Source organism: Martinezella lusitana, from assembly GCF_016901135.1.
Lineage (GTDB): Bacteria > Pseudomonadota > Alphaproteobacteria > Rhizobiales > Rhizobiaceae > Rhizobium > Rhizobium lusitanum_D.
This window is the reverse complement of the sequence record NZ_JAFEVL010000045.1, coordinates 751,206-771,004: the sequence shown is the minus strand read 5'-3', so window position 1 is coordinate 771,004 and position 19,799 is coordinate 751,206. Positions and strand designations below refer to the sequence as shown.

At 60.6% G+C, this 19,799-nt stretch carries 18 protein-coding genes; 6 read left to right on the top strand and 12 right to left on the bottom strand.

The genetic code is table 11. The features are described from left to right. Positions 1–16 precede the first annotated feature (16 nt). The 10 genes from JTP94_RS19410 to JTP94_RS19365 form a co-directional block, all read right to left on the bottom strand. Positions 17–1,918 (bottom strand): ABC transporter substrate-binding protein, encoded by a 1,902-nt coding sequence (locus JTP94_RS19410; RefSeq protein ID WP_204852079.1) that lies wholly within the window; start codon positions 1,916–1,918, stop codon positions 17–19. Positions 1,919–2,045: 127 nt separating this feature from the next. Continuing rightward, positions 2,046–3,554 (bottom strand): alpha-N-arabinofuranosidase, encoded by a 1,509-nt coding sequence (locus JTP94_RS19405; RefSeq protein ID WP_204852078.1) that lies wholly within the window; start codon positions 3,552–3,554, stop codon positions 2,046–2,048. A gap of 223 nt (positions 3,555–3,777) precedes the next feature. Then, the gene (locus JTP94_RS19400) at positions 3,778–4,704 is read right to left on the bottom strand and encodes a transcriptional regulator (protein ID WP_204852077.1); all 927 of its coding nucleotides are present in this window, start codon (positions 4,702–4,704) and stop codon (positions 3,778–3,780) included. 167 nt (positions 4,705–4,871) lie between these two features. Next, positions 4,872–5,528 (bottom strand): class II aldolase/adducin family protein, encoded by a 657-nt coding sequence (locus JTP94_RS19395; RefSeq protein WP_204852341.1) that lies wholly within the window; start codon positions 5,526–5,528, stop codon positions 4,872–4,874. Between the two features lie 32 nt (positions 5,529–5,560). Beyond that, on the bottom strand, positions 5,561–6,949 hold the full coding sequence (locus tag JTP94_RS19390) for an FGGY-family carbohydrate kinase (protein WP_204852076.1): 1,389 nt from the start codon (positions 6,947–6,949) through the stop codon (positions 5,561–5,563). After that, positions 6,946–8,004: an ABC transporter permease gene (locus JTP94_RS19385; protein ID WP_204852075.1), complete on the bottom strand. Its 1,059-nt coding sequence runs from the start codon at positions 8,002–8,004 to the stop codon at positions 6,946–6,948. The genes JTP94_RS19390 and JTP94_RS19385 overlap by 4 nt, the downstream gene beginning before the upstream one ends. Then, positions 7,997–9,034 carry an ABC transporter permease gene (locus JTP94_RS19380; protein WP_246755047.1) on the bottom strand — a complete coding sequence of 346 codons (1,038 nt, stop codon included), beginning with the start codon at positions 9,032–9,034 and terminating at the stop codon, positions 7,997–7,999. The genes JTP94_RS19385 and JTP94_RS19380 overlap by 8 nt, the downstream gene beginning before the upstream one ends. Beyond that, entirely contained in the window at positions 9,027–10,520 is a 1,494-nt protein-coding gene (locus tag JTP94_RS19375; protein WP_204852074.1) for a sugar ABC transporter ATP-binding protein, read from the bottom strand. Before JTP94_RS19375 ends, JTP94_RS19380 begins: the two co-directional genes overlap by 8 nt. Positions 10,521–10,591: 71 nt before the next feature. Continuing rightward, on the bottom strand, positions 10,592–11,599 hold the full coding sequence (locus tag JTP94_RS19370) for a substrate-binding domain-containing protein (RefSeq protein ID WP_034511182.1): 1,008 nt from the start codon (positions 11,597–11,599) through the stop codon (positions 10,592–10,594). After that, positions 11,563–12,633: a LacI family DNA-binding transcriptional regulator gene (locus JTP94_RS19365; protein ID WP_204852073.1), complete on the bottom strand. Its 1,071-nt coding sequence runs from the start codon at positions 12,631–12,633 to the stop codon at positions 11,563–11,565. Before JTP94_RS19365 ends, JTP94_RS19370 begins: the two co-directional genes overlap by 37 nt. Positions 12,634–12,811: 178 nt before the next feature. Here JTP94_RS19365 and JTP94_RS19360 point away from each other — a divergent pair, with 178 nt between their 5' ends. The 5 genes from JTP94_RS19360 to JTP94_RS19340 all read left to right on the top strand — a co-directional run bounded on the left by JTP94_RS19360 (position 12,812) and on the right by JTP94_RS19340 (position 16,900). Then, positions 12,812–13,708: a sugar phosphate isomerase/epimerase gene (locus JTP94_RS19360; protein WP_204852072.1), complete on the top strand. Its 897-nt coding sequence runs from the start codon at positions 12,812–12,814 to the stop codon at positions 13,706–13,708. A 363-nt stretch (positions 13,709–14,071) separates the two neighbouring features. After that, on the top strand, positions 14,072–14,407 hold the full coding sequence (locus tag JTP94_RS19355; protein WP_204852071.1) for a hypothetical protein: 336 nt from the start codon (positions 14,072–14,074) through the stop codon (positions 14,405–14,407). A gap of 145 nt (positions 14,408–14,552) precedes the next feature. Next, positions 14,553–15,074: a hypothetical protein gene (locus JTP94_RS19350; RefSeq protein ID WP_204852070.1), complete on the top strand. Its 522-nt coding sequence runs from the start codon at positions 14,553–14,555 to the stop codon at positions 15,072–15,074. 115 nt (positions 15,075–15,189) lie between these two features. Beyond that, a complete protein-coding gene (locus JTP94_RS19345) occupies positions 15,190–15,684 on the top strand; it encodes a histidine kinase (RefSeq protein ID WP_204852069.1) in 495 nt (164 codons plus the stop codon). 193 nt (positions 15,685–15,877) lie between these two features. Further along, the gene (locus JTP94_RS19340; protein WP_204852068.1) at positions 15,878–16,900 is read left to right on the top strand and encodes an LLM class flavin-dependent oxidoreductase; all 1,023 of its coding nucleotides are present in this window, start codon (positions 15,878–15,880) and stop codon (positions 16,898–16,900) included. Position 16,901: 1 nt separating this feature from the next. Here the strand turns inward: JTP94_RS19340 and JTP94_RS19335 are convergent, their stop codons facing one another. Beyond that, complete coding sequence (locus tag JTP94_RS19335; RefSeq protein WP_204852067.1) at positions 16,902–17,798, bottom strand: LysR family transcriptional regulator; 897 nt, start codon at positions 17,796–17,798, stop codon at positions 16,902–16,904. 121 nt (positions 17,799–17,919) lie between these two features. Here JTP94_RS19335 and JTP94_RS19330 point away from each other — a divergent pair, with 121 nt between their 5' ends. Then, positions 17,920–18,798: an NmrA/HSCARG family protein gene (locus tag JTP94_RS19330; protein WP_204852066.1), complete on the top strand. Its 879-nt coding sequence runs from the start codon at positions 17,920–17,922 to the stop codon at positions 18,796–18,798. A gap of 107 nt (positions 18,799–18,905) precedes the next feature. Here JTP94_RS19330 and JTP94_RS19325 read toward each other — a convergent pair whose 3' ends face one another. Beyond that, positions 18,906–19,784, bottom strand: coding sequence for a LysR family transcriptional regulator (locus JTP94_RS19325; RefSeq protein WP_204852065.1), 879 nt, complete (start codon positions 19,782–19,784; stop codon positions 18,906–18,908). Positions 19,785–19,799 lie beyond the last annotated feature (15 nt).

Genomic DNA, 19,799 nt, shown 5'->3' with positions numbered 1-19,799 from the left:
ACCGGGGTCGGGAGAATTACGGCTGCGCCGGCTTGAGCTTGACCATCATCAACCGGGAGTTCGCCCAATTGGGAACGGGGTCGGTGTAGGGATCCGCGATGGTCGGGTAGCCCTTCCAGTAGGTCGTATCCATCGAGGTGAAGACGTTGTAGGACATCAGCGGGATGGTCGGCATTTCGCGGGCGACCAGCTTCAGATAGTCCTTGCCGAGCTCGACGCCCTTCGGATCATCGGCGCTCACCTGGCGAATGTTCTCGATGATCTTGTCGAGTTCCGGGTTGGACCAGCGCTGCCAGTTGCGTGGCGCCTGATTTTCACCTTTCTTGGCAACGAATTCCGAGTGCCAGCTGTCGAGGAAGAACGATAGGTCGGGATCCCCGCCCCAGGTCTCCACACTCCAGGCGATAGCGACTTGATAGTTGCCGGGCTGTAGCCCCACCTGCCAGAGATTTGTGGTCGGCGCCGCCTTGGAGTCGATGCCGAAGGCCGCCCATTGCTGCGCGATCAGGGTACCGGCACGGGTAAAGACCGAGCGCGTATCGCCCTCAACCGTCAGGCGGATCTTGAAGGGCTGGCCATCAGGTGTCATCCACTTGCCGCCGACCTTCTTGAAACCGGCCTTTTCCAGCAGTTCGGCAGCAGCCTGCGGATCGGGCTTCCACCAGCCATAGCCAAAAGCGGCGCTGATGGCGGCCGGATCGGTTGGGATCTGATCCTTGTATTTTGGTTGCTTGCGCAGGATATCGGCGATCTGCTGGCCGATCGTCGGATCATAGGGCTTGATCTTGCGCTTGCCGGTGTCGACTTCGAAGTTCTTCAGCCAATCCTGCAGCGGCGCCTGATAGTCCGTCATGGCGATCGCCGTCGGCGGAACGCCGAGCGCGGAAAGCGTCGCGGCGCCGCGATAGCTTGCCATGTCGACCGCCTTGATATCGATGAGCAATGCCAGGGCCCAGCGTACATCAGCATTCTGAAACAGCGAATCCTGATTGTTGAAGATCACGGCCGGCAGGGTCGGATCAGGATGGGCGAAAGGGAAGCCGGGGAACCAGCTATCGACGGTCTTCGACTTCTCCTTCAGCGTGAACATGCCCTCGGGCGTGTTGTCGTGAATGATATCGAGATTATGCTCGAGCTGGGCGATGGTGCGCTTATCCGGCGGCCCTGGATCGACATAGCTGACATATTTCGGAGCGGGCTCGCCGAAGCGGGCAAGCGAGGTGCGCTGCCAGTCGTCGCGCTTCTCCCAGGTGTACCATTTGCCCTGCGGGTCGAAGGCCTTCAGCTTATAGGGGCCGAGCGAGATGGGGTTGGCAAAATCATAGCGAACGGGATCTGCAACCTTTTCGAAGACATGCTTCGGCATGATCCAGGCGCCGTTCCAGCGCACCGTGAAGATGGCGTGGAAACGCGAATTCGGCTTCTTCAGCTTGAAGACGACCGTGTATGGGTCCGGCGCCTCGACGCTTGCGACCTGCACCGAGAAAGCCGCGCTCCAGTTCATGCCCGGATGGTCCATCTGCGTCTTGACGGTGTAGACGACATCGTCAGCGGTGAATTCGACGCCGTCGCTCCAGTAGAGACCCTTGCGCAGCTTCACCGTCATCTGTGTGAAGTCGTCATTGTATTGCGGCTTGTCGGATGCAAGCGAATTGTCCCAGGCAGAACCACCCAACCCCTTTTCGGGGTCGATGTACCACAGCGTGTCCATGGTCAGCTGCTGCAGACCGGTCGAGACACCGCCGCCGCCATTGACCCAGGCGTTGAACCAGCCGGGATTCTTGATCGTTCCTTCCGGATTCTCGACGATCAGCGTCTCCTTGCGTGGCAAGGCAGTATAATCCTGAGCCTTGGCTGCCGCGATGAGGCCGAACGTGGCCAGTGCGACGCCGAAAGCAAGCTTCTTCCACTGTTGCATGATCTCCTCCCGTTGTTATCAATTGCGCGCTGCGCCCGGACAATGCCGGGCGGACCGCGACTTTCTTCTCCTTACGCTTCCCAGGCCGACCGGGATCGCCTCCTCGCGATCTTGCGGCCGCCAGCTGTCATACCGACAGCCGGATCACCGTGTAGGACAGCGGCTTCAATGTGGCGCGAAGCCGCCCGTCCTCGACTTTCGCATCGCTGGTGCTGGTCGGAACGACCGCATTCGGCCGGGATGCCGTGTTGACCGCCCCCAAGTCCTCATGAACCATCTCGTGCTGCTCGACGACGCGAGCGTCGGCAAAGCCTTCCAGCCGGGTGTCGAGGTCGAGCGAACTATCGGGATGACGGTTGACGGCGAACAACGTGACCATATTGGCCGCCACATCGTGAACCGCAGAGACATCGAGATAGGGTACGTCGTCCGCCTCGTCGCTGTCATAGGTCGGACCGTCGGTGACCAGGCGCAGCGCATAGCCACGACCGTACTTCGAGGCGAAATAAAGGGGATAATAGATGGTCTGCCGCCATGCCGGGCCGCCATCCTCCGTCATGATCGGCGCAATGACGTTGACGAGCTGGGCGATGCAGGCGATGCGCACACGATCAGAGCGGCGAATGAACGTGTTGAGGATGCCGCCGACCTGCAGCACATCCTCGAAATTATAGACATCCTCAAGCAGATGCGGCGCATCCGGCCATTCGTCGCGCGCCAGGATATCCTTGTCCTGCTGGTTGGAATGGTACCAGACGTTCCATTCGTCGAAGGAGATGCCGATCGTCTTCTTCGAGCGCTTCTTCGCCTTGATATAGTCGATGACGCCGCCGATGGTGACGATGTAGCGATCAAGCTTTTCCGCTTTGGCGAGATAGTTGAGCGTGTTCTTTTCACGGTTGGCGAAATACATGTGCAGCGAGATATGATCGGCGCTGTCGTAGCACTGTTCCAGCACCTGGGCTTCCCAATCGGGATAGCTCTTCATATCGGAATTCGACGAACCGCAGACGACCAGTTCCAGCGATTTATCGAAACCGCGCATGGCCTTTGCAGTTTCATCGGCCAGACGACCATATTCAAAAGCCGACTTGTGGCCGACCTGCCACGGGCCATCCATCTCGTTACCGAGGCACCACAATTTGACTCCATGGGGATCAGCCCAACCGTGCTTGCGACGCAGATCCGACCAATAGGTGCCGCCGGGATGATTGCAATATTCAAGGAAGTTACGAGCATCATCCAGCCCGCGTGAGCCTAGATTGACGGCGAGCATCGGCTTGGTATTGGCTTTCTTGCACCAATCGACGAACTCGTTGACGCCGATCTGGTTGCTCTCACGCGTCCGCCAGGCAAGATCGAGGCGCACCGGGCGTTCAGAACGAGGTCCGACGCCATCTTCCCAATTATAGGCGGAAACGAAATTACCGCCGGGATAGCGGCAGTAGGGTGAATTCAGCTCGCGGACCAGTTCGATGACATCTCGGCGAAAGCCGTGCTCATCGGCGGTCGGATGGCCGGGCTCATAGATGCCCCCGTAGATCGCCCTGCCCAGATGCTCCAGAAACGAGCTGTAAAGTCGATCGTCAATGTCGGCAATTCGGAAATCGCGATGGATGACCACGTTCGCCTTCACGGCTATCCTCCCTTATGTATCATATATCTCGTTCTTATACCTTGATCTTGATACAGTTTTATAAGGTCGTCAACGCCATCGAGGGAGCATTCCGCGCAAATAATCGTGTATTCACAGCCTGCGAATGCAGAAATATAATGATAAAACAATTAGTTATAAAAAATATGATAAATTCGAGATTCAGCCCGATTGCGCGCTATATATCAGGAAATGTGATTTATTTTCACGTCAGGTCGATGCGCATCAGAATATCTCGGCCATAATTGCCGAAACCACGACCGAAAATGTTGACGCCACCCGTGTGGCGCGCATTCTCGGCGATGCCGATCCTCAGACGGATCGAGGAATGCTGGCTGATGGCGAGGTCGTCGACGGTCACGTCGGATGCGACGACGCCGTCGATGAACGTGCCCTTCTTCGAGATCCGCCAGGTCTTGAGCTTGCCGTATTGCGAGCCCTCGAGCTTCCACCAGCCCGGCGTGAAGGCCCCGCGCTTGTCGCCATAGTCTCCCGGCGACGTCCATGTGCCGACGGCAACGCCATTGACCCAGATCGTGATGTCGGACGGCCAGTCGGGATTGGTGCCCGGCACTTCGGACGACAGCTCCATCGAAAATTCAATGGCATTCACTGCCTTGTTCAAGATCTTGGCATTGTTGGGAAATTTATACTCCACATGGCCGCGGCCGAACCAGAGAAGGCCGGCCTGCATACGCTGCGGATCGAGGAAATAGTCGGGAACGTCGAGAAGCCCGATCACTCCTTCGGTCGAGCACAGACCGCAAGGCGCATGGGTCTCGCAGCTCGTATAGAGGCCGATCGGCATGGCGACCTCGATCACATCCTCGTCATGCTTGAAGGCGGTATCCTCGAAGCTCAGAAGGATTTCGTCGTAAAGCGCCGTGCAGATCTTCTGGTAACCCTTGCGCGCCTTGGCCGCCTTGGTTTCGACAAGGCCGGCCTCCTCCAGGATCATGATGCCGGTGGCGACGGTCGATTGCGGCAGATCCAGCTCGCGGGCGATCTCGTTGACGTTCATGGCGCCCTTGGCGCAGAGCAGCTTCAACATGTCGACGCGCGCCGGCGCCGAAAGCGCCCGCAAAACCGCGGCATTCTCACCCGCATAAATTGTCAGAAAGCCGCGCTTCATCGAATCCCGAAAGCCCCATCAATAAGCTTCATTTATATCAGGATTTTTGATTTCACAAGAGATATCGACATAAGATCATCGCTGGCGCCTCCCCGCTGGGCATAAGGACGCCATTGAACAGCCCTATACCGGGACACGCTGGACGAGATTTGCCTTGCGACCTCGGATTACTGCTTGCGTTTTGCCACGTCGTTGACACCATCGAGATCCGGCGCCTGCCCATAGCTCATATTCTTCATCTGCTGGATGACACGCGCCATTTCCTCGTCGTCGAGAACAGGCGGTTCACCAAGCGTCAGCGCCTGAACATAGAGGCGCGACAGGGTCTCGACCTCGATCGCCAAAGCAAGTGCAGCCGCCGGCGTCTTGCCGAGCGATATCTGGCCATGCTGGCCGAGCAGGCAGGCAAGCCTGTCCTGTAGGGCCTCGATCGCCGCATCCGAGAGGGCCTGGGTGCCGAAAGTGGCGTAGCGCGCGCAGCGGATCGTCGTGCCGCCGGCAACGCCCGTCATGTAGTGAAAGCTCGGAATGGTCTTGTGATGCACCGCAAGCGTGGTCGCATAGACCGAATGGCAATGCAGCACGCAATCGATGTCCTGGCGGGAGGCGAGAATGTCACGGTGAAAGCGCCATTCGGATGATGGCCGGCGCTCACCCTCGTAGCTGCCGTCGAAATACATCTGCACCAGGTCATTGGGCCGCATCATATCGTAAGGCAGGGAAGTCGGCGTGACCAGAAACCCCTTGGGATTGCGCACCGATACGTTGCCGGCCGTTCCCTGATTGATACCGGAGGCGTTCATACGGCGGCAGACCGCCACCATGTCCTCGCGCAGGCCATTGTCGTCATATGTCGTCACGATACTTGCTCCATTGTCTTGACCAGGGCACGCCAGCGCCTCTGGTATGATGAAAAGTCGGGAAGGTCTGATATATCCGGGGTCTCGGCGGCCAGCGACACGGGCGACGCTCGTGTTTCGTGCTCGGCGAGCATGGCAGCACCTGTCGCCGTTCCGGTGGTGCTGCGGCTGACCAACACGCGCCGATCCGGCAACAGCGCCGCGACGACGGCGCCATAGAGGGGATCGACGACAAAATTGCCGTCCAGCACCACCGTCTCTGTCGGCGGCAGATCATCCACACAGGCGGCGGTCAGGAGCGCCGAGTAGAGGACAGCCTGCGTGAAGCGGACATTCTCGTCATGGGCAAGCGGTCCTTCGAGACGGCCGCGATGCGCCGTGCCGGGAAAGAGCCCCTCGTCCGAACCGAATGTCGGCACTGCAAACGTCCCGGATGCGACGATCTGCCGAAGGGCCGGCAGCGAGGCCGGGCCGGACGCGGTCGCGGCGACGGCGGCAAACTCACGCCCGCCCATGGTCAGCATGCCGGGCATCGGATTGCCGAACACATCGGCATTGCACGAGTGCCCAGGGCGCTCGACATTGAAATCGACGCCGGTGCGATCGGTCAGCGCCACGATCCAGGTTCCCGTCGAGATGACGGTGACGTCGGAAAGATCAGCAGCCTGATAGCGATAGAAATTGGCTGAGGAGTCGTGCACGCCGCACAAAATACGCGTCGTCGCCTTCAGACCGGTGCGTCGTGCCAGTTCGGGCTTCAATGGCCCGAGCGTCTCCCAGGCGCGTCGCATCGGCGGCATCAGCCGCTGCCAGCCGCGGTTCGCCACGAGAGCAGACGCCCGCCCGTCGGCCGATGCCCAGAGATGCGACTGGGCGGCCAGGCTCGTCACCTCGCTTGCGCGAACGCCGGAGAGGCGGAAGGCCCAGTATTGCGGCGTGGCGAGATAGGCCGAGGCCGAGGCAAAAATCTCGGGCCAGTGCATCTCCTGCCACAACATCTGCCGCGCAAGATGTGCCGCGCCAAGCATGACGGCGCTCGCCCTCTCCCGATGGGGACCGACAATCCTCCTGTAGCATGTATCGACGTCGGCGGGTGTGGGCTGCTCATAGTCGATCATCGGCATCGCAGCGCCTTGCCTGTCGACCAGCACGCCGCCGGAGCCGTGGGCGCAGGTGACGATCGCGCCGATATCATGCCGGCGGCCCAGCGCGGTCAAGCTGTCGATCAACCAGTCGTCCAGCCCGTCGAGATCATGATGGCGATAGGGCGGACCGTCCCGGACGACATTCGGCACCGACAGAGTTTCCAAGACGCGGCCGTCGCCGCTCGCCGCCGACAGCTTCACATTCGTCTTGCCGATATCGAAGACCGCAACGATGCTCATTTCGAACCATCGAAACGTGAAGGCAGCAACCCCATGAGATAGGGACGCGCCGTCTGGGCCATGGCGACGAAGATGAGAGTGCCGCCCCATATCGCCACGGTCAGATAGTTGCTGAGGCCGAACTGGTTGAAGCCCGAAGAAATGACCTGCAGGATGGCAAGCGCCAGCATCAGGCCGCCGGCCGTGCCGAAGCCGCCGAAAGGATCGACGCCGCCGAGGACGGCTGCGAGGATCGTCACCAGCAGATAGGATTGGGCATAATCCGCGCTGGCCGAATTGAAGGTTGCCAGCATGACCAGCGCGGCAAAGAAGCAGATCAGGCTCGACATGACATAGACGCCGACCAGCACGCGACGCGTGTCGATCGCCGAATAGCGCGCCGCCTCGATGTTGGAGCCGATCATGGCGCAGGCGACGCCGAAAGCGGTGCGCCGCAATATGATGCTGACGATCACCGCCACCACGATTAATAGCAGGAAGATCAGCGGCACGCCGATGATCGTCATCGTTCCGATACGGGCAAACCCATCCGGTATGCCGGAAAGGGCCATGCCGCGGGTCAGATAGATGCTGATGCCGTCGATCAGCGATTTCGTGCCGAGCGTGATGAGGATCGGATGGACGCCGGTATAGGCGATGAGCGCACCGGTGATGAGGCCGATGAGAAGGCACAACGTCATGCCGGCGACAAGCGCCAGAACGATGACGGCTGCGACCGAGGCGGCGCTGCTATCGGGCGTGATCATGCTCTGCATGATGAAGGCCATCAGCAGCGCGCACTGGTTCGTCGTGGCGATGATTGCGAGATTGAGACCGCCTGTTATCAGGGGCGCCATCATGGCCAGCGACAGAAGTCCCAGCAGCGGCAGCTGGTACATGAACGATTGCAGCGTGCCGACCGAGGCAAAGTTCGGAATGAACAGGGAAAAGCCGGCAACCAGCAAAACCAACAGGACGACAAGCCCCGTATGCGCGCCGGGAATTCCCGCCTTCATCCGCGTCATCAGGTCGGAAAGGCCGTTGTTGAGGTTATAGAGAAGCGGAGGCTCAGCCATTGGATGGTGCTCCCGCGATGATACGATGGCGGCGGCCTGGCCGTGAACTGATCACCGTGATCGAGGTCGAAACCAGAATGGTGACGCCGATGACGATCTGGAAGAAATAGGAAGAGACGCCGAGCAGGTTGAGCCCGTTCTGCAGCACAGCCAAAAGCACGATGCCGAGCAGCACGCCGGGCACGGTGCCGATGCCGCCCGTCAGGCTGGCGCCGCCGAGAACCGCGGCGGAGAGGACGGCAAGCTCGGTATTGTACATGGCATTGGGCACGCTTTCGCCGACGCGATGGGCCTGCAGCAGACCGGCGATCGCCGCCATAAGCCCGAGATAGCCGTAGGCGACGAATTGCAGGCGGCCGATATTCATGCCGACACGCCGCGCAGCCTCCGCATTTCCCCCCATGGCATAGAGCTGACGCCCGACCGAAGAGCGGGTCATCCATGCCCATGTAAACAGGGTTACGACCGCCATCGCGACAATCGGAAGCGTCACCCGGACGATATCGCCCGATGCCGTCTCCATCCGCCAGAACACGATGCGATCCGTCCACCAATCCGGCAGCGTATAGATCGACTTGCCGCCCGAGAAATACATGAGCAGCGAGAAACTGACGCTCATCATGGCGATCGTGGCGATGATGGATGTGATGCGCACATAGTGGACGAGCAGCGCATTCAGGCAGCCGAGCGCGACACCGATCATGAGACCGCAGAGGATGACGACGGGTGCGGAAAGTCCGAGCTGCGTTGCGAGCAGCGCCGCGCAATATTGCGCGACGGATGCAGTCGCCGCAAAGGAGATGTCGATGCCGCCGGAAACCAGGACGACGAAGAGGCCCATCGCCATGATCGCCTGCACCGAATAGGTCTCGAGCAGATCCATGATGTTGGCGAGCGTCAGGAAATCACGTGCCGTCAGCGAAAAGACGATCACCACCACGGCGATGACGGCCAGCAGCCATGCTTCCGGACGACGACGCAACTGCACGAGAAAGGACGATCCGGCCGCCATTTGGCTATCCTCATGCATAGATGCGCTCCTTCATGTTGGCTTCGGTGATCTCGCCCGGCACCGCCTCGCCGACAATGCGACCGGCGCGCATATGCAGGATACGGTCACAGGTCGCGAAAAGTTCGGACACCTCGTCGGAGATGAGAATGACAGCGACGCCCTGACGGGCCAGATCGGCAACCACATCGTAGATGCCCTGCTTGTTCTTGATATCGACGCCGACGGTGGGGGAATCGAGGATCAGGACCTTCGGCCGCGTGGCGAGCCATTTCGCCAGAACGACCCGCTGCTGATTGCCGCCCGAAAGCGTCTGCACGGCCCGATCGGCCGATGGGACCTTGATGGCGAGGCGCCGCACCCAATCTTCGGCGAGCTGCCTGCGTGCGTTACCGGGAATGAGCCCAAGCCGGTTTGCCATGCCCCGCATGACCGCGAGCATGATGTTGTCGCCGATCGATTGCTGCAGGATGACGCCGAGGCTCAGGCGATCCTCGGAGACATAAGCGATGCCCGCGCGCACGGCATCGCGGTTGGAGCGTGGCGCAAGCGGCCGGCCCTCCAGACGGATGCCGCCGCTTTCGGCGCGATGCATGCCGAACAGCGTCAGGGCAAGCTCGGTGCGGCCCGACCCCAGCAATCCGGAAATGCCCAGCACCTCGCCGCGACGAAGGGTGAAATCGATATCGGCAAATTCGCCGCGGCGTGACAGGCCGCTGACCTCGAGGACAGGCTCGGCCTTGCCCATATCGCGGGCGACAATCGAGTGATCGATATCGAGCCCGGTCATCAGATGCGCGATCCTCTTCTCGTTCACCTGATCGGCAGGCCAGGTGCCCACCTTGCGGCCGTCGCGCATCACGGTCACCCGCTCGGCGATCTCGACCACCTCATCAAGACGGTGGGAGACGAAGACGACGGCAATGCCATCGGCCTTGAGCCGCCCTACGATCCCGAGTAGACGATCGACCTCCGTTCGCGTCAGCGAGGCCGTCGGCTCGTCCATGAAAATCAGCCGCGCCTCGGCGACGAGGCCACGCGCAATGGCGACGATCTGGCGCTCGGCAACCGAAAGGTCTGATACCACGAGATCGAGGTCGAGGGTGAAGCCGAGCCTTGCGAGTACGGCATTGGCGCGCTCACGCATCCGCTTCCAGCTGACTGGTTTCAGGAGACGATCGAGATGGTTTTCGACGGCGATGTTTTCCGCAACGGAAAGATTGGGAAACAGGGACAGATCCTGAAAGATCACCTGGATTCCCAGAGCCTTGGCCTGGGCCGGATCAAGCGGAAGAACGGGCTTGCCTTCGATTTCGATCGTGCCCGCCGAGGGCGGATGCACCCCCGCCACGGTCTTGATGAGCGTCGACTTGCCGCAACCATTCTCGCCGACGAGGCAATGGATTTCGCCTGGGCGAACGTCCCAGTCGATCTCCTCCAATGCACGCACGCCACCGAACCGTTTAGACAGCCCGGTTAAACGAAGAAACGGAACATCATCGCTCATCGATCCACTCCGATTGTTTGGGTTGGCCGGCGGCGGCACTCAGGCCAACCGCCGGCCCTCGGGAGGAACGCCTAGAGACCGAGTGCAACCAGCCGGTCGATATTCTGCTTATCGAGGGATTCAAGCTTCTGCGCCTGAATGAGCTTCTTGTCCGGATAGACCCGCACCTTGCCGACGCCGGTCAGCTCCATATTGTCGGTCGGCTCCTTGCCGGCCGCCAGGATGGAGGCGAGCTGAACGAAAATCTCCCCCGCCGTCATCGGATTCCAGATGAAACCACCGCGGATCGTGCCCGACTTGACGTATTTAACGCCCTGCCCCGGCGAGAAGCCACCAACCAGCGCGATCGACTTGGCTTTCTCTCGATCGTCGAGGACGCGTGCCGCGCCGATCGGCCCCTGCGAACCGAAGGTCAGGATGCCCTTGAGATCCGGATTGGCACGAAGCTGATCCTGGGTCGTCTTGATGCTTTCATCCAGGCTTTCGGCAACGCCGAAGCGATCGCCGAGCATCTGCATCTTCGGGTATTTCTGCTTCTGATAGGCAATCGCCGCATCGGCCCAGGCGTTGTGGAGCGGAACGGTCAGCGAGCCGACATAGACGATATACTTGCCTTCCCCGCCCATCTCCTTGGCAATCAGGTCCATATGCGCCTGACCATAGCCTTCGATGGTCGTCAGCTCAAAGTCCCAGTCCGCTTCCTTCTGGCTCGGGCCTTCATGGGCCAGCACCTTGATACCCGCGGCCCGCGCGCGGCCGAGAACGGGGTCGAGCGCGGCGGAATCGTTCGGCACGATACCGATGACCGCGACCTTGCGGGCAATCAGGTCTTCGATGGCGCGGACCTGCTGGGCAGCGTCCGCCTGTGTCGGCCCGACCATCCAGGCATTCGTCTTGAATTCGGGCGCGGCCTTCTTGATGCCGACTTCCATGGCATTGAACCACGGGATGCCGCCGATCTTGACCACGACGCCGAGCTGCGGTTCAGCAGCCTGGGCGACGCCGATCGTGCCGCCAAGGGTGCCGACAACGACGGCGCCACCTATTCCGGTGAGTATGGTTCGTCTTGTAATTTCCATTTTCTTCCTCCCAGTTTCAGTTTGCCCGCCTCCTCAAGCGGGTTCCGCGGTGTCGAACCACGGATCTCGACGGCGCAGCGCAAGCGCCGCGTAACCGGCTTGCCGGCAGAACCGGTCATGCGCCGCAACAGCAGCGCCCAGGCCTGCTCGGCCATTTCCTCGACAGGCTGACGCACGGTCGTGATCCCGGGCGTCACCAGCCGCATCCATTCCATCTCATCGAAGCTCGCAAAGGCGATATCGCCGGGCACGGAAAGCCCGATCTCAGCCATGGTGCAGTAGGTCAAAAGCGTCGTTCCCTGATCGAGCGAAAACAGCGCGCCGGGCAGCGGGCGATGGCGCAGCCGCTCCTCCAGAAGCTGTGCGCCATGGGCGTCATCGATGCCGATTTCCAGCATCTCGACCCGCATGCGCTTGACTGATGCACATACACCCTCCCAGCGCTCGCGTATATTGCTGATCAAAAGACTGGTGCCGACGACGAGGCAATCCTCATAGCCCTGTTGATCAAGATGCGCAGCGACGGCACCGGCCGACGGCCCGTTGTCGACGGCGATGAGATCGAAGCCCGCGGCGTCGGGTATGCGGTCGGCAAGGACGACGGGCGCAAAGAAGCCATCCGGCAGGCGCTCGGCAAAGGCGCCGTCGCAGGGAATGACGATCAGGCCGGCTGGGCGCCAGGCGCGAATCTTGCGCAGCCGGTCGGCCTCCTCCTCCGCATTGTTGCGCGCTGATACGACGACCAGATCGTAGTCTGCGAGGCGCGCCAGATGCTCCAGCGTGGAAACGAAGGAGGCGAACATCGGATTGGTAAGATCTGGCACAACGACGCCGGCGAGCTGCGCCTTGCGCGAGCGCAGCCGCGACGCGCTGAGATCGACGACGTAACCAAGCTCGCGCACTGCATCATTCACGCGCCGGGCAAAATCCGGAGAAACCGTTGGCTTGCCGTTGAGGACGTTCGAGACCGTCGCGACCGAAACGCCGGCCCTGTCGGCCACCATCTTGATGGAAGGGCTTTGCTGTCTCGACATCTCGCCCTCCCCCATTGCGCCCTCGCCAATGATAATATGAAAACTCTGGTGAAACGATTTATTCTAAGCTATACCTGCGTAAGTGCGGTGTCAACATGAACGATTTCAAGTATAAAACGATTCATGTCTTCCGCACTGCAGCAATTCATTTTGCATCCACGAAACCGGGAGGAAGATCATGAACAAGCTGGGAGTTCACGCGCTGGTATGGGAAGCCGGCTGGAGCAAGGAGGAATGCGCCCGCGCAATCGCCAGTAGTGCAGAGGTGGGCTACGATTTCATCGAGGCGCCGGCGCTGGATCCGAGCCTGATCGATCCGGAGTTTACCCGTCGACAGCTGGAAAAGAACGGCATCGGCATCAACTTCTCGCTCGGCCTCGATTTCGACAGCGACATTTCGAGCGGCGACAAGGAGAAGGGACGGCGCGGCAAGGAAAAGCTCGAACAAGCCATCGCCGTCTGCCGCGATTGCGGCGGCGAATATATCGGCGGCATCCTGCATTCGGCCTTCGGCAAATATTCCGAGCCGACCACGGCCGCAGGCGTCGCGCAATCGGTCGATATCCTGCGTCAGGTGGCCGAGACGGCGGCGAGAAGCAACATCACGCTCGTCCTCGAAGTGGTGAACCGCTACGAATCCAACGTGCTGAACACCGCTGCCCAGGCCGTCGAGATGTGCAAGCGCATCGGCATGCCAAATGTGAAGGTACATCTGGACGTGTACCACATGAATATCGAGGAATCGGATATTCAGGCCGCCATTCTCGAGACAGGCGACTATCTCGGATATTTCCATACGGGCGATTCCCATCGCGGCTACATGGGCTCGGGCACGATCGATCTTGCCGGCGTTTTCCGCGCCCTTGTCCGCTCCGGCTATAAAGGCCCGATCACCTTCGAATCCTTCTCCTCGCGTGTCGTCGGCCAGCCTCTCGAAGGCATCCTCGGCATCTGGCGCAACCTTTGGGACGATGGCCGCGACCTTGCCGAGCATGCCCTGATGTATACCAAGGCCCATCTCAAGGCCGCTCAGGAGGCGCAGCGCCAAAGCTTGCAGCGCAGCCTCCTGCCTTGATGGCGGGCATCAGCTTGCGCTGAACGAGACCCCACTCGATAGCGAGGTCTCCACTTCGGGTCGCATGCCGCGGCCCACTCTTAATTGCAGGTCTCTATTCGCTTCAGCGCGGACGTAATGCCAGACAGCGAGTAGGAGTAACTCGTGGCGGTGCCGCGTTTCGACGTGGCCTCTTTCAGATCATAGCCCATCGCTGCTTCGGGAACCAATTTGTCGCCGAGCGACAGACCGATATCATGCCTCGATCCGGGGTTGCGTTTCAGCCCAAAAATGGGCCGAGCATTGCGCGCAATATGTATAGCTCCTAGGCACTGAAACGCTTAAAAATATACGCGACCCATCTTTCACCGAAGGATCAATTCGATGACGAAACTTCGCTTCGCACTGGCGGCGTCGGCGGCATTCTTTTGCCTTGCAGGCATCGCAAGCGCCGAAGACCTGACCTTCACGCTCAAGAACGGCACCAAGTCCGTTCTCACCAATTTCTACTCCTCGCCCGTCGGCGTCAACAATTGGGAAGACGATGTCTTCGGCAAGCAGGTGCTGAACCCCGGCGAGAGCATCGAGATCACCATCGGCGACGGTCGGGCCGTCTGCAAGTACGACATGAAGTTCGAATTCGAGGAAGGCTCGGACCTCGACACGACGACCGATACCCAGAACCTGTGCGAGCTCGGTACCTATACCATCCACGAATAACGCAGGCGGGAGGCGGCCGGCACCAATCGTCCCGTTTGGTGCAAGTCGATCACGCCTCGGAATTGGACGATGAGAGCCATGATGGCTTTACCCGTTTTCCGGCGCTTCCCGACATCAATCATCGTTGGACCAATTGGAGAGTGCGATGCGGCAAGTGCTTGCATTGATATTTGCAATATCTTTTGTTGCTGTTGCCCATGCCGATCCCCTGGCAGATTTGGCAACTGCACAAAAGGCAGTAATCGAAGCCTGGGCCAAGGTGCCGTTCTCACAACAGGACGTCACCTTCGTGACCGAACCTTCGACCGGTTACGGGGTTTACAAGAAACGTGACTCAAACGTTTTCAAGCCCGGCGAACCTATCTTCAGCTATGCCGAACCGATCGGCTATGGCTGGAAGCAGCTTCCCAACAATCTCTATGAACTCCACCTCGTTGCCGACCTCGACATTATCGACGCCAGCGGCGAGGTCGTGTGGAGCAAGAAGGGCTTCTTGGACAGCGCCCTTCAAAGCCACAAGCAGAATCTGGAGTTCAAGCTCGACATGACCTTGAACGTCAACGGTGCACCGGCCGGCAAATACAAGCTTCACTACACGCTTTATGACATGACCTCGGGAAAGACGAGTTCGTTCGATCAGGATTTCGAGATCGCTTCGGCCAGCTGATTACACCAATCATCCTCTTTTCCGGCCGTCTCCGCACTGCCGAAAACCATGCCAACCTCACGCATCCGCTGAGATTGATCCATGCCCTAAAACTCAAAGACAGAATGGAAGCCCCATGAAAAAGATACTGCTCATTGCCGCTGCGCTCGCAGCCTTTCCAATGCTCGCCAATGCCAAGACGCTCGCATTCCCGAGCGAAGCGCCTGTTGCCAGCGTCACCATCCCCGACAGCTGGAAGCCGCAGGAAACCGAATCCGGCATCGACGCCAATTCGCCTGATGCCGCCATCTACTTTGCTCTCGATGTCGCCAGCGGCGACAATGTCGAGAAGGTCATCGGCGATGCCATCGATTTCCTCGACAAGAACGGCGTCAAGATCGACGCCAGCACCCGCAAGGATGACGACAGCAACGAAATCAATGGCATGAAGCTGTCTGTTCTGAACTGGCAGGGCACCGATGCAGACGGAGCCGTCAACATCAATCTCGGCGTCCTTTCGCCTGCGCCGAACAAGATCCTCGTGCTCACCTATTGGGGCTCCAAGGAAGACCAGGCCAAGCACGAAAAGGAAGTGCTCGGTATCGTCGGCTCGATCCAGCCAGCGAAATAACGATCTTCAGCTGGAGGCCGCAGGCGCGGCGGCTGCATCGGCCTCCCTTGGGCCCGCCGGAAACGGCGGGCCCAATTGTTTGATACCGAGGACGCGGCTCGCGCAGGCAAGATACCTTCGCTCCGCTTGTATCGACAGCCGAAATCATGTCATGAAGCAAAGCTGAGCGAACCAAACGTTGCGGAGCGGGACCATGAAGAAGATCGGATTTCTTTCATTCGGCCACTGGACACCCTCGCCCCAATCGCAAACGCGTTCGGCATCCGATACGCTCCTGCAATCCATCGATCTCGCCGTCGCTGCTGAACAGCTTGGCGCGGACGGCGCCTATTTTCGCGTGCATCATTTTGCCCGCCAGCTCGCTTCGCCATTTCCGCTGCTGGCGGCCGCCGGCGCCAAAACCAGCCGCATCGAGATCGGCACCGCCGTCATCGACATGCGCTACGAGAACCCGTTCTACATGGCCGAGGATGCAGGCGCGGCCGATCTGATCGCCGGAGGCCGGCTGCAGCTCGGCATCAGCCGCGGCTCACCCGAACAGGTGATCGATGGATGGCGCCATTTCGGTTACGAACCGGCCGAGGGCGAGAGCGACGCCGACATGGGCCGGCGGCACGCGGACGTGCTGCTCGACATCCTGCGCGGCGAAGGATTTGCGCAACCCAATCCCCGACCGATGTTTCCCAACCCGCCCGGCCTGCTGCGTCTTGAACCGCATTCGGAGGGTTTGCGCGAACGGATCTGGTGGGGCGCGAGCTCGAACGCGACCGCCCTTTGGGCGGCAAAGCGCGGCATGAACCTGCAAAGCTCGACGCTCAAAAACGATGAGAGCGGGTTGCCATTCCATGTCCAGCAGGCCGATCAGATCAGGGTCTACCGCGAAGCCTGGAAGGAGGCCGGCCACAAGCGCGAGCCGCGGGTCTCGGTGAGCCGCAGCATCTTCGCACTGGTCAACGATCTCGACCGCGCCTATTTCGGCAGCAGTGGCAAGGACGCGGACCAGATCGGCTTCATCGACGACAAGACACGCGCAATCTTCGGACGCAGCTATGCCGCCGAACCGGATCAGCTGATCAAGGAACTCGCGACGGACGAAGCCATCGCGGAGGCCGACACCCTGCTTTTGACCGTCCCCAACCAGCTCGGTGTTGAATACAACGCGCACGTGATCGAGGCGATCCTCACCCACGTCGCACCCGCTCTCGGCTGGCGTTGAATCATGGCGCTGGGGTAAACACCCTCTCCGGAAAAGCCTTCTCCAGCACATCCAGGAACGCACGGACCTTGGCGCCGATCAGACGGCGCGAGCTTTGGAGTGCCCAGATTTCCACGGGCGGGCCGCTGAGGGTTCCCCAATAGGCGAGCCGGCCCGCCGCAATATCGTCGGCGACAAGAAGCTTCGGCAGCAAAGCCACGCCGGCTCCCGCCAAAACGGCATCGCGAACCATCAAGAGCGACGAAAGACGAAGGACAGGCTCTGGTTTCAGCACCACGTCTGGCTCTGTGCCGGAGCCAAGTCGCCAGACGGCGGTTTGCGAGGACGCACTGAGCAATACGGCCTTCACGGCAAGCTCTTCGCCCTCTGTCGTGCGAGTGGGGCGCCGCATACCCGGTGGCGCCACGATCAGGCGTTCGTCGTTGAGGAAGCGTCGACCGACGAGCCGTTCGTCCGGTGCCGGATCGATGCGGATGATCAGGTCGTAGCCATCTTCGACCGGGTCGACCTTGCGATCTTCGGCGACGATCTCGAGCTGAACCTCGGGATAGGCCAGGGCAAAACGCGCGCCGATGCGACCGAGCGCGACATGGGCGAAGACCACGGGCGCGCTGACACGCAGACGGCCCTTCGGGGTCGAGGCCCCGAGGACAACAGCCTCGCCGGCCTCAGTGATTTCCGATAGCAGCCCATCGGTGCGCTCGTGGAGCGCCCGTCCCTCGTCAGTTAGGCGCAGGCTCTGCGATCCGCGTTCGATCAGTCTGACTCCGAGGCTCTGCTCGAGCTCGGCGACCCGCCGCGACAGCGTTGCTTTCGGCCTTCCGGTGACGCGGCTGGCGCGACCGAACCCGCCATGGGCAGCCACAAGGTTGAAATCGGACAAAGCCTGCAGATCCATTCTCGTGTTCCATAATTGAGACGACCTGTCTTGATACTGGCATCTCCAAATAGAAATTGGAACGGCTATCTTTCTTCTCGAGACATCGGGTCTCCCACAACATCTTGAGGAGTTTTTAAAAATGGCTATTCTGATTACCGGCAGCACGGGGACCATCGGGTCCCAGGTCCTGGCCCACCTGCAGGGTCACGATGTCGATGTCCGCGCCCTGACGCGCTCGCCTGAGGCGGCACAGCTTCCGTCCGGCGTGACAGCAGTCCGCGGCGATCTCGCTGACCCGGATTCATTGCGCGCCGCGCTGAAAGACGTCAGCACATTGTTCCTGCTCGCCCCGAACGTCGCCGACGAACTGACCCAGGCGATGCTTGCGCTTACCGTCGCCCACGAAGCGGGCATCAAGGGCATCGTCTATCTTTCGGTGTTCAAGGGCGAGGCCTATGCGGACGTGCCGCATTTCGCCGGCAAACACACGGTCGAGCGGATGATCGAGGCTCTCGATCTCCCGGCTACGATCCTCCGCCCGGCCTATTTCATCCAGAACGACCTTCGCCAGAGGGATCTGTTGCTGAATGTCGGTGCCTACGGCGTACCCGTGGGGTCGAAGGGCATCTCGATGGTCGACATTCGCGATATCGGCGAGGCAGCTGCGCTCGAACTAATCCGCCGGGAGCAAGCTTCCGCACCGCTCGGCCGCGAGACCTATACGCTCGCCGGTCCGGACAGTTTGACGGGCGAGAACATTGCCACCATCTGGAGCGAAGCGCTCGGCCGCGCCATCCGCTATGGCGGCGATGATCTTGTCACGATGGAGCAGCGTATGAAGACGATGCTGCCCGCCTGGCATGCTCTCGACCTGCGCCTGATGTTCGGCCGCTACCAGACGGATGGCGCGGTCGCCACGGCGGACGACATTGCCCGTCTCACCAAGCTGCTTGGTCGTGCGCCGCGCTCCTACAGCACCTTTGCCAGGGATGCCGTCGCCCAATGGGCAAAGAGCTGATCGCCGTAGACTTCATCGGCCAAAGCGAAATATCGTGGCCCGACATAGGGCCGCGAATAAGAGCGACGCCACTAAGCCGGACCCGAAAAGGCAGGGCAAGTCCAATCCTATGACGGCAGATCCTCGATCTCGGCAATCAGCCATTGGCGAAACGCCTTCATCGATGCCGTTTCCGCTCGTGATTTGAGCCGCGTCAGCCAATAGCTCCCGGTGACAGCGGTGATCCGGAACGGCTGTACGATCCTGCCGGCCTCGATCTCATGCGAGAACATGGCGACGGGGACGAGCGCGACGCCGACACCGCGGGCGGCAGCCTCTACCAGTGTCAACGAAGAATCGAACATCCAGCCGCGAAGATTGGGCGGCGTCAGGCCTGCCGCCCTGAACCAGAGAGCCCACTCATCGATCCGGTAGGAGCGCAGCAGCTCGACATCGGCAAGGTCGGCCGGCGTGCGCAAACGTTCGCCGATCGAGGGTGTGCAGACCGCCGACAGCGGCGCATCCATCAGATGGATCGCCTCGGTTCCATGCCAGGCGCCATCGCCGAAACGCAGGAAGAAATCGAGCCCATCGAGCACCATGTCGGCACGATTGTTGTTGGTCTTCAGGCGCAGATCGACATGCGGATGCCGAGCCTTGAACGAGCTCAGCCGAGGCAAAAGCCAGCCGATCGCAAAGGTGCCGACCACGCCGACCGTGAGGATCTCGTCGAAATTGCCTTCCTCGAGCTGGCGCAAGGTGACGCTCATGCGGCGAAACGCGTCGGTCAGCACAGGCAACAATGCGTGACCTTCGTCGGTCAACGCCAGGCCGCGCGGAAGCCGCTTGAACAGCGTCACCCCCAGCACATCCTCCAGCGCCTTGACCTGATGGCTGACGGCCGTCTGCGTCACCCGAAGCTCGAGGCCGGCCCGCGTGAAGCTGCAATGCCGCGCCGAAGCTTCGAAGACGCGCAGGGCGTTCAGCGGCAGCTGTGAAATGTCCATTGTGTCCTAAGCCCA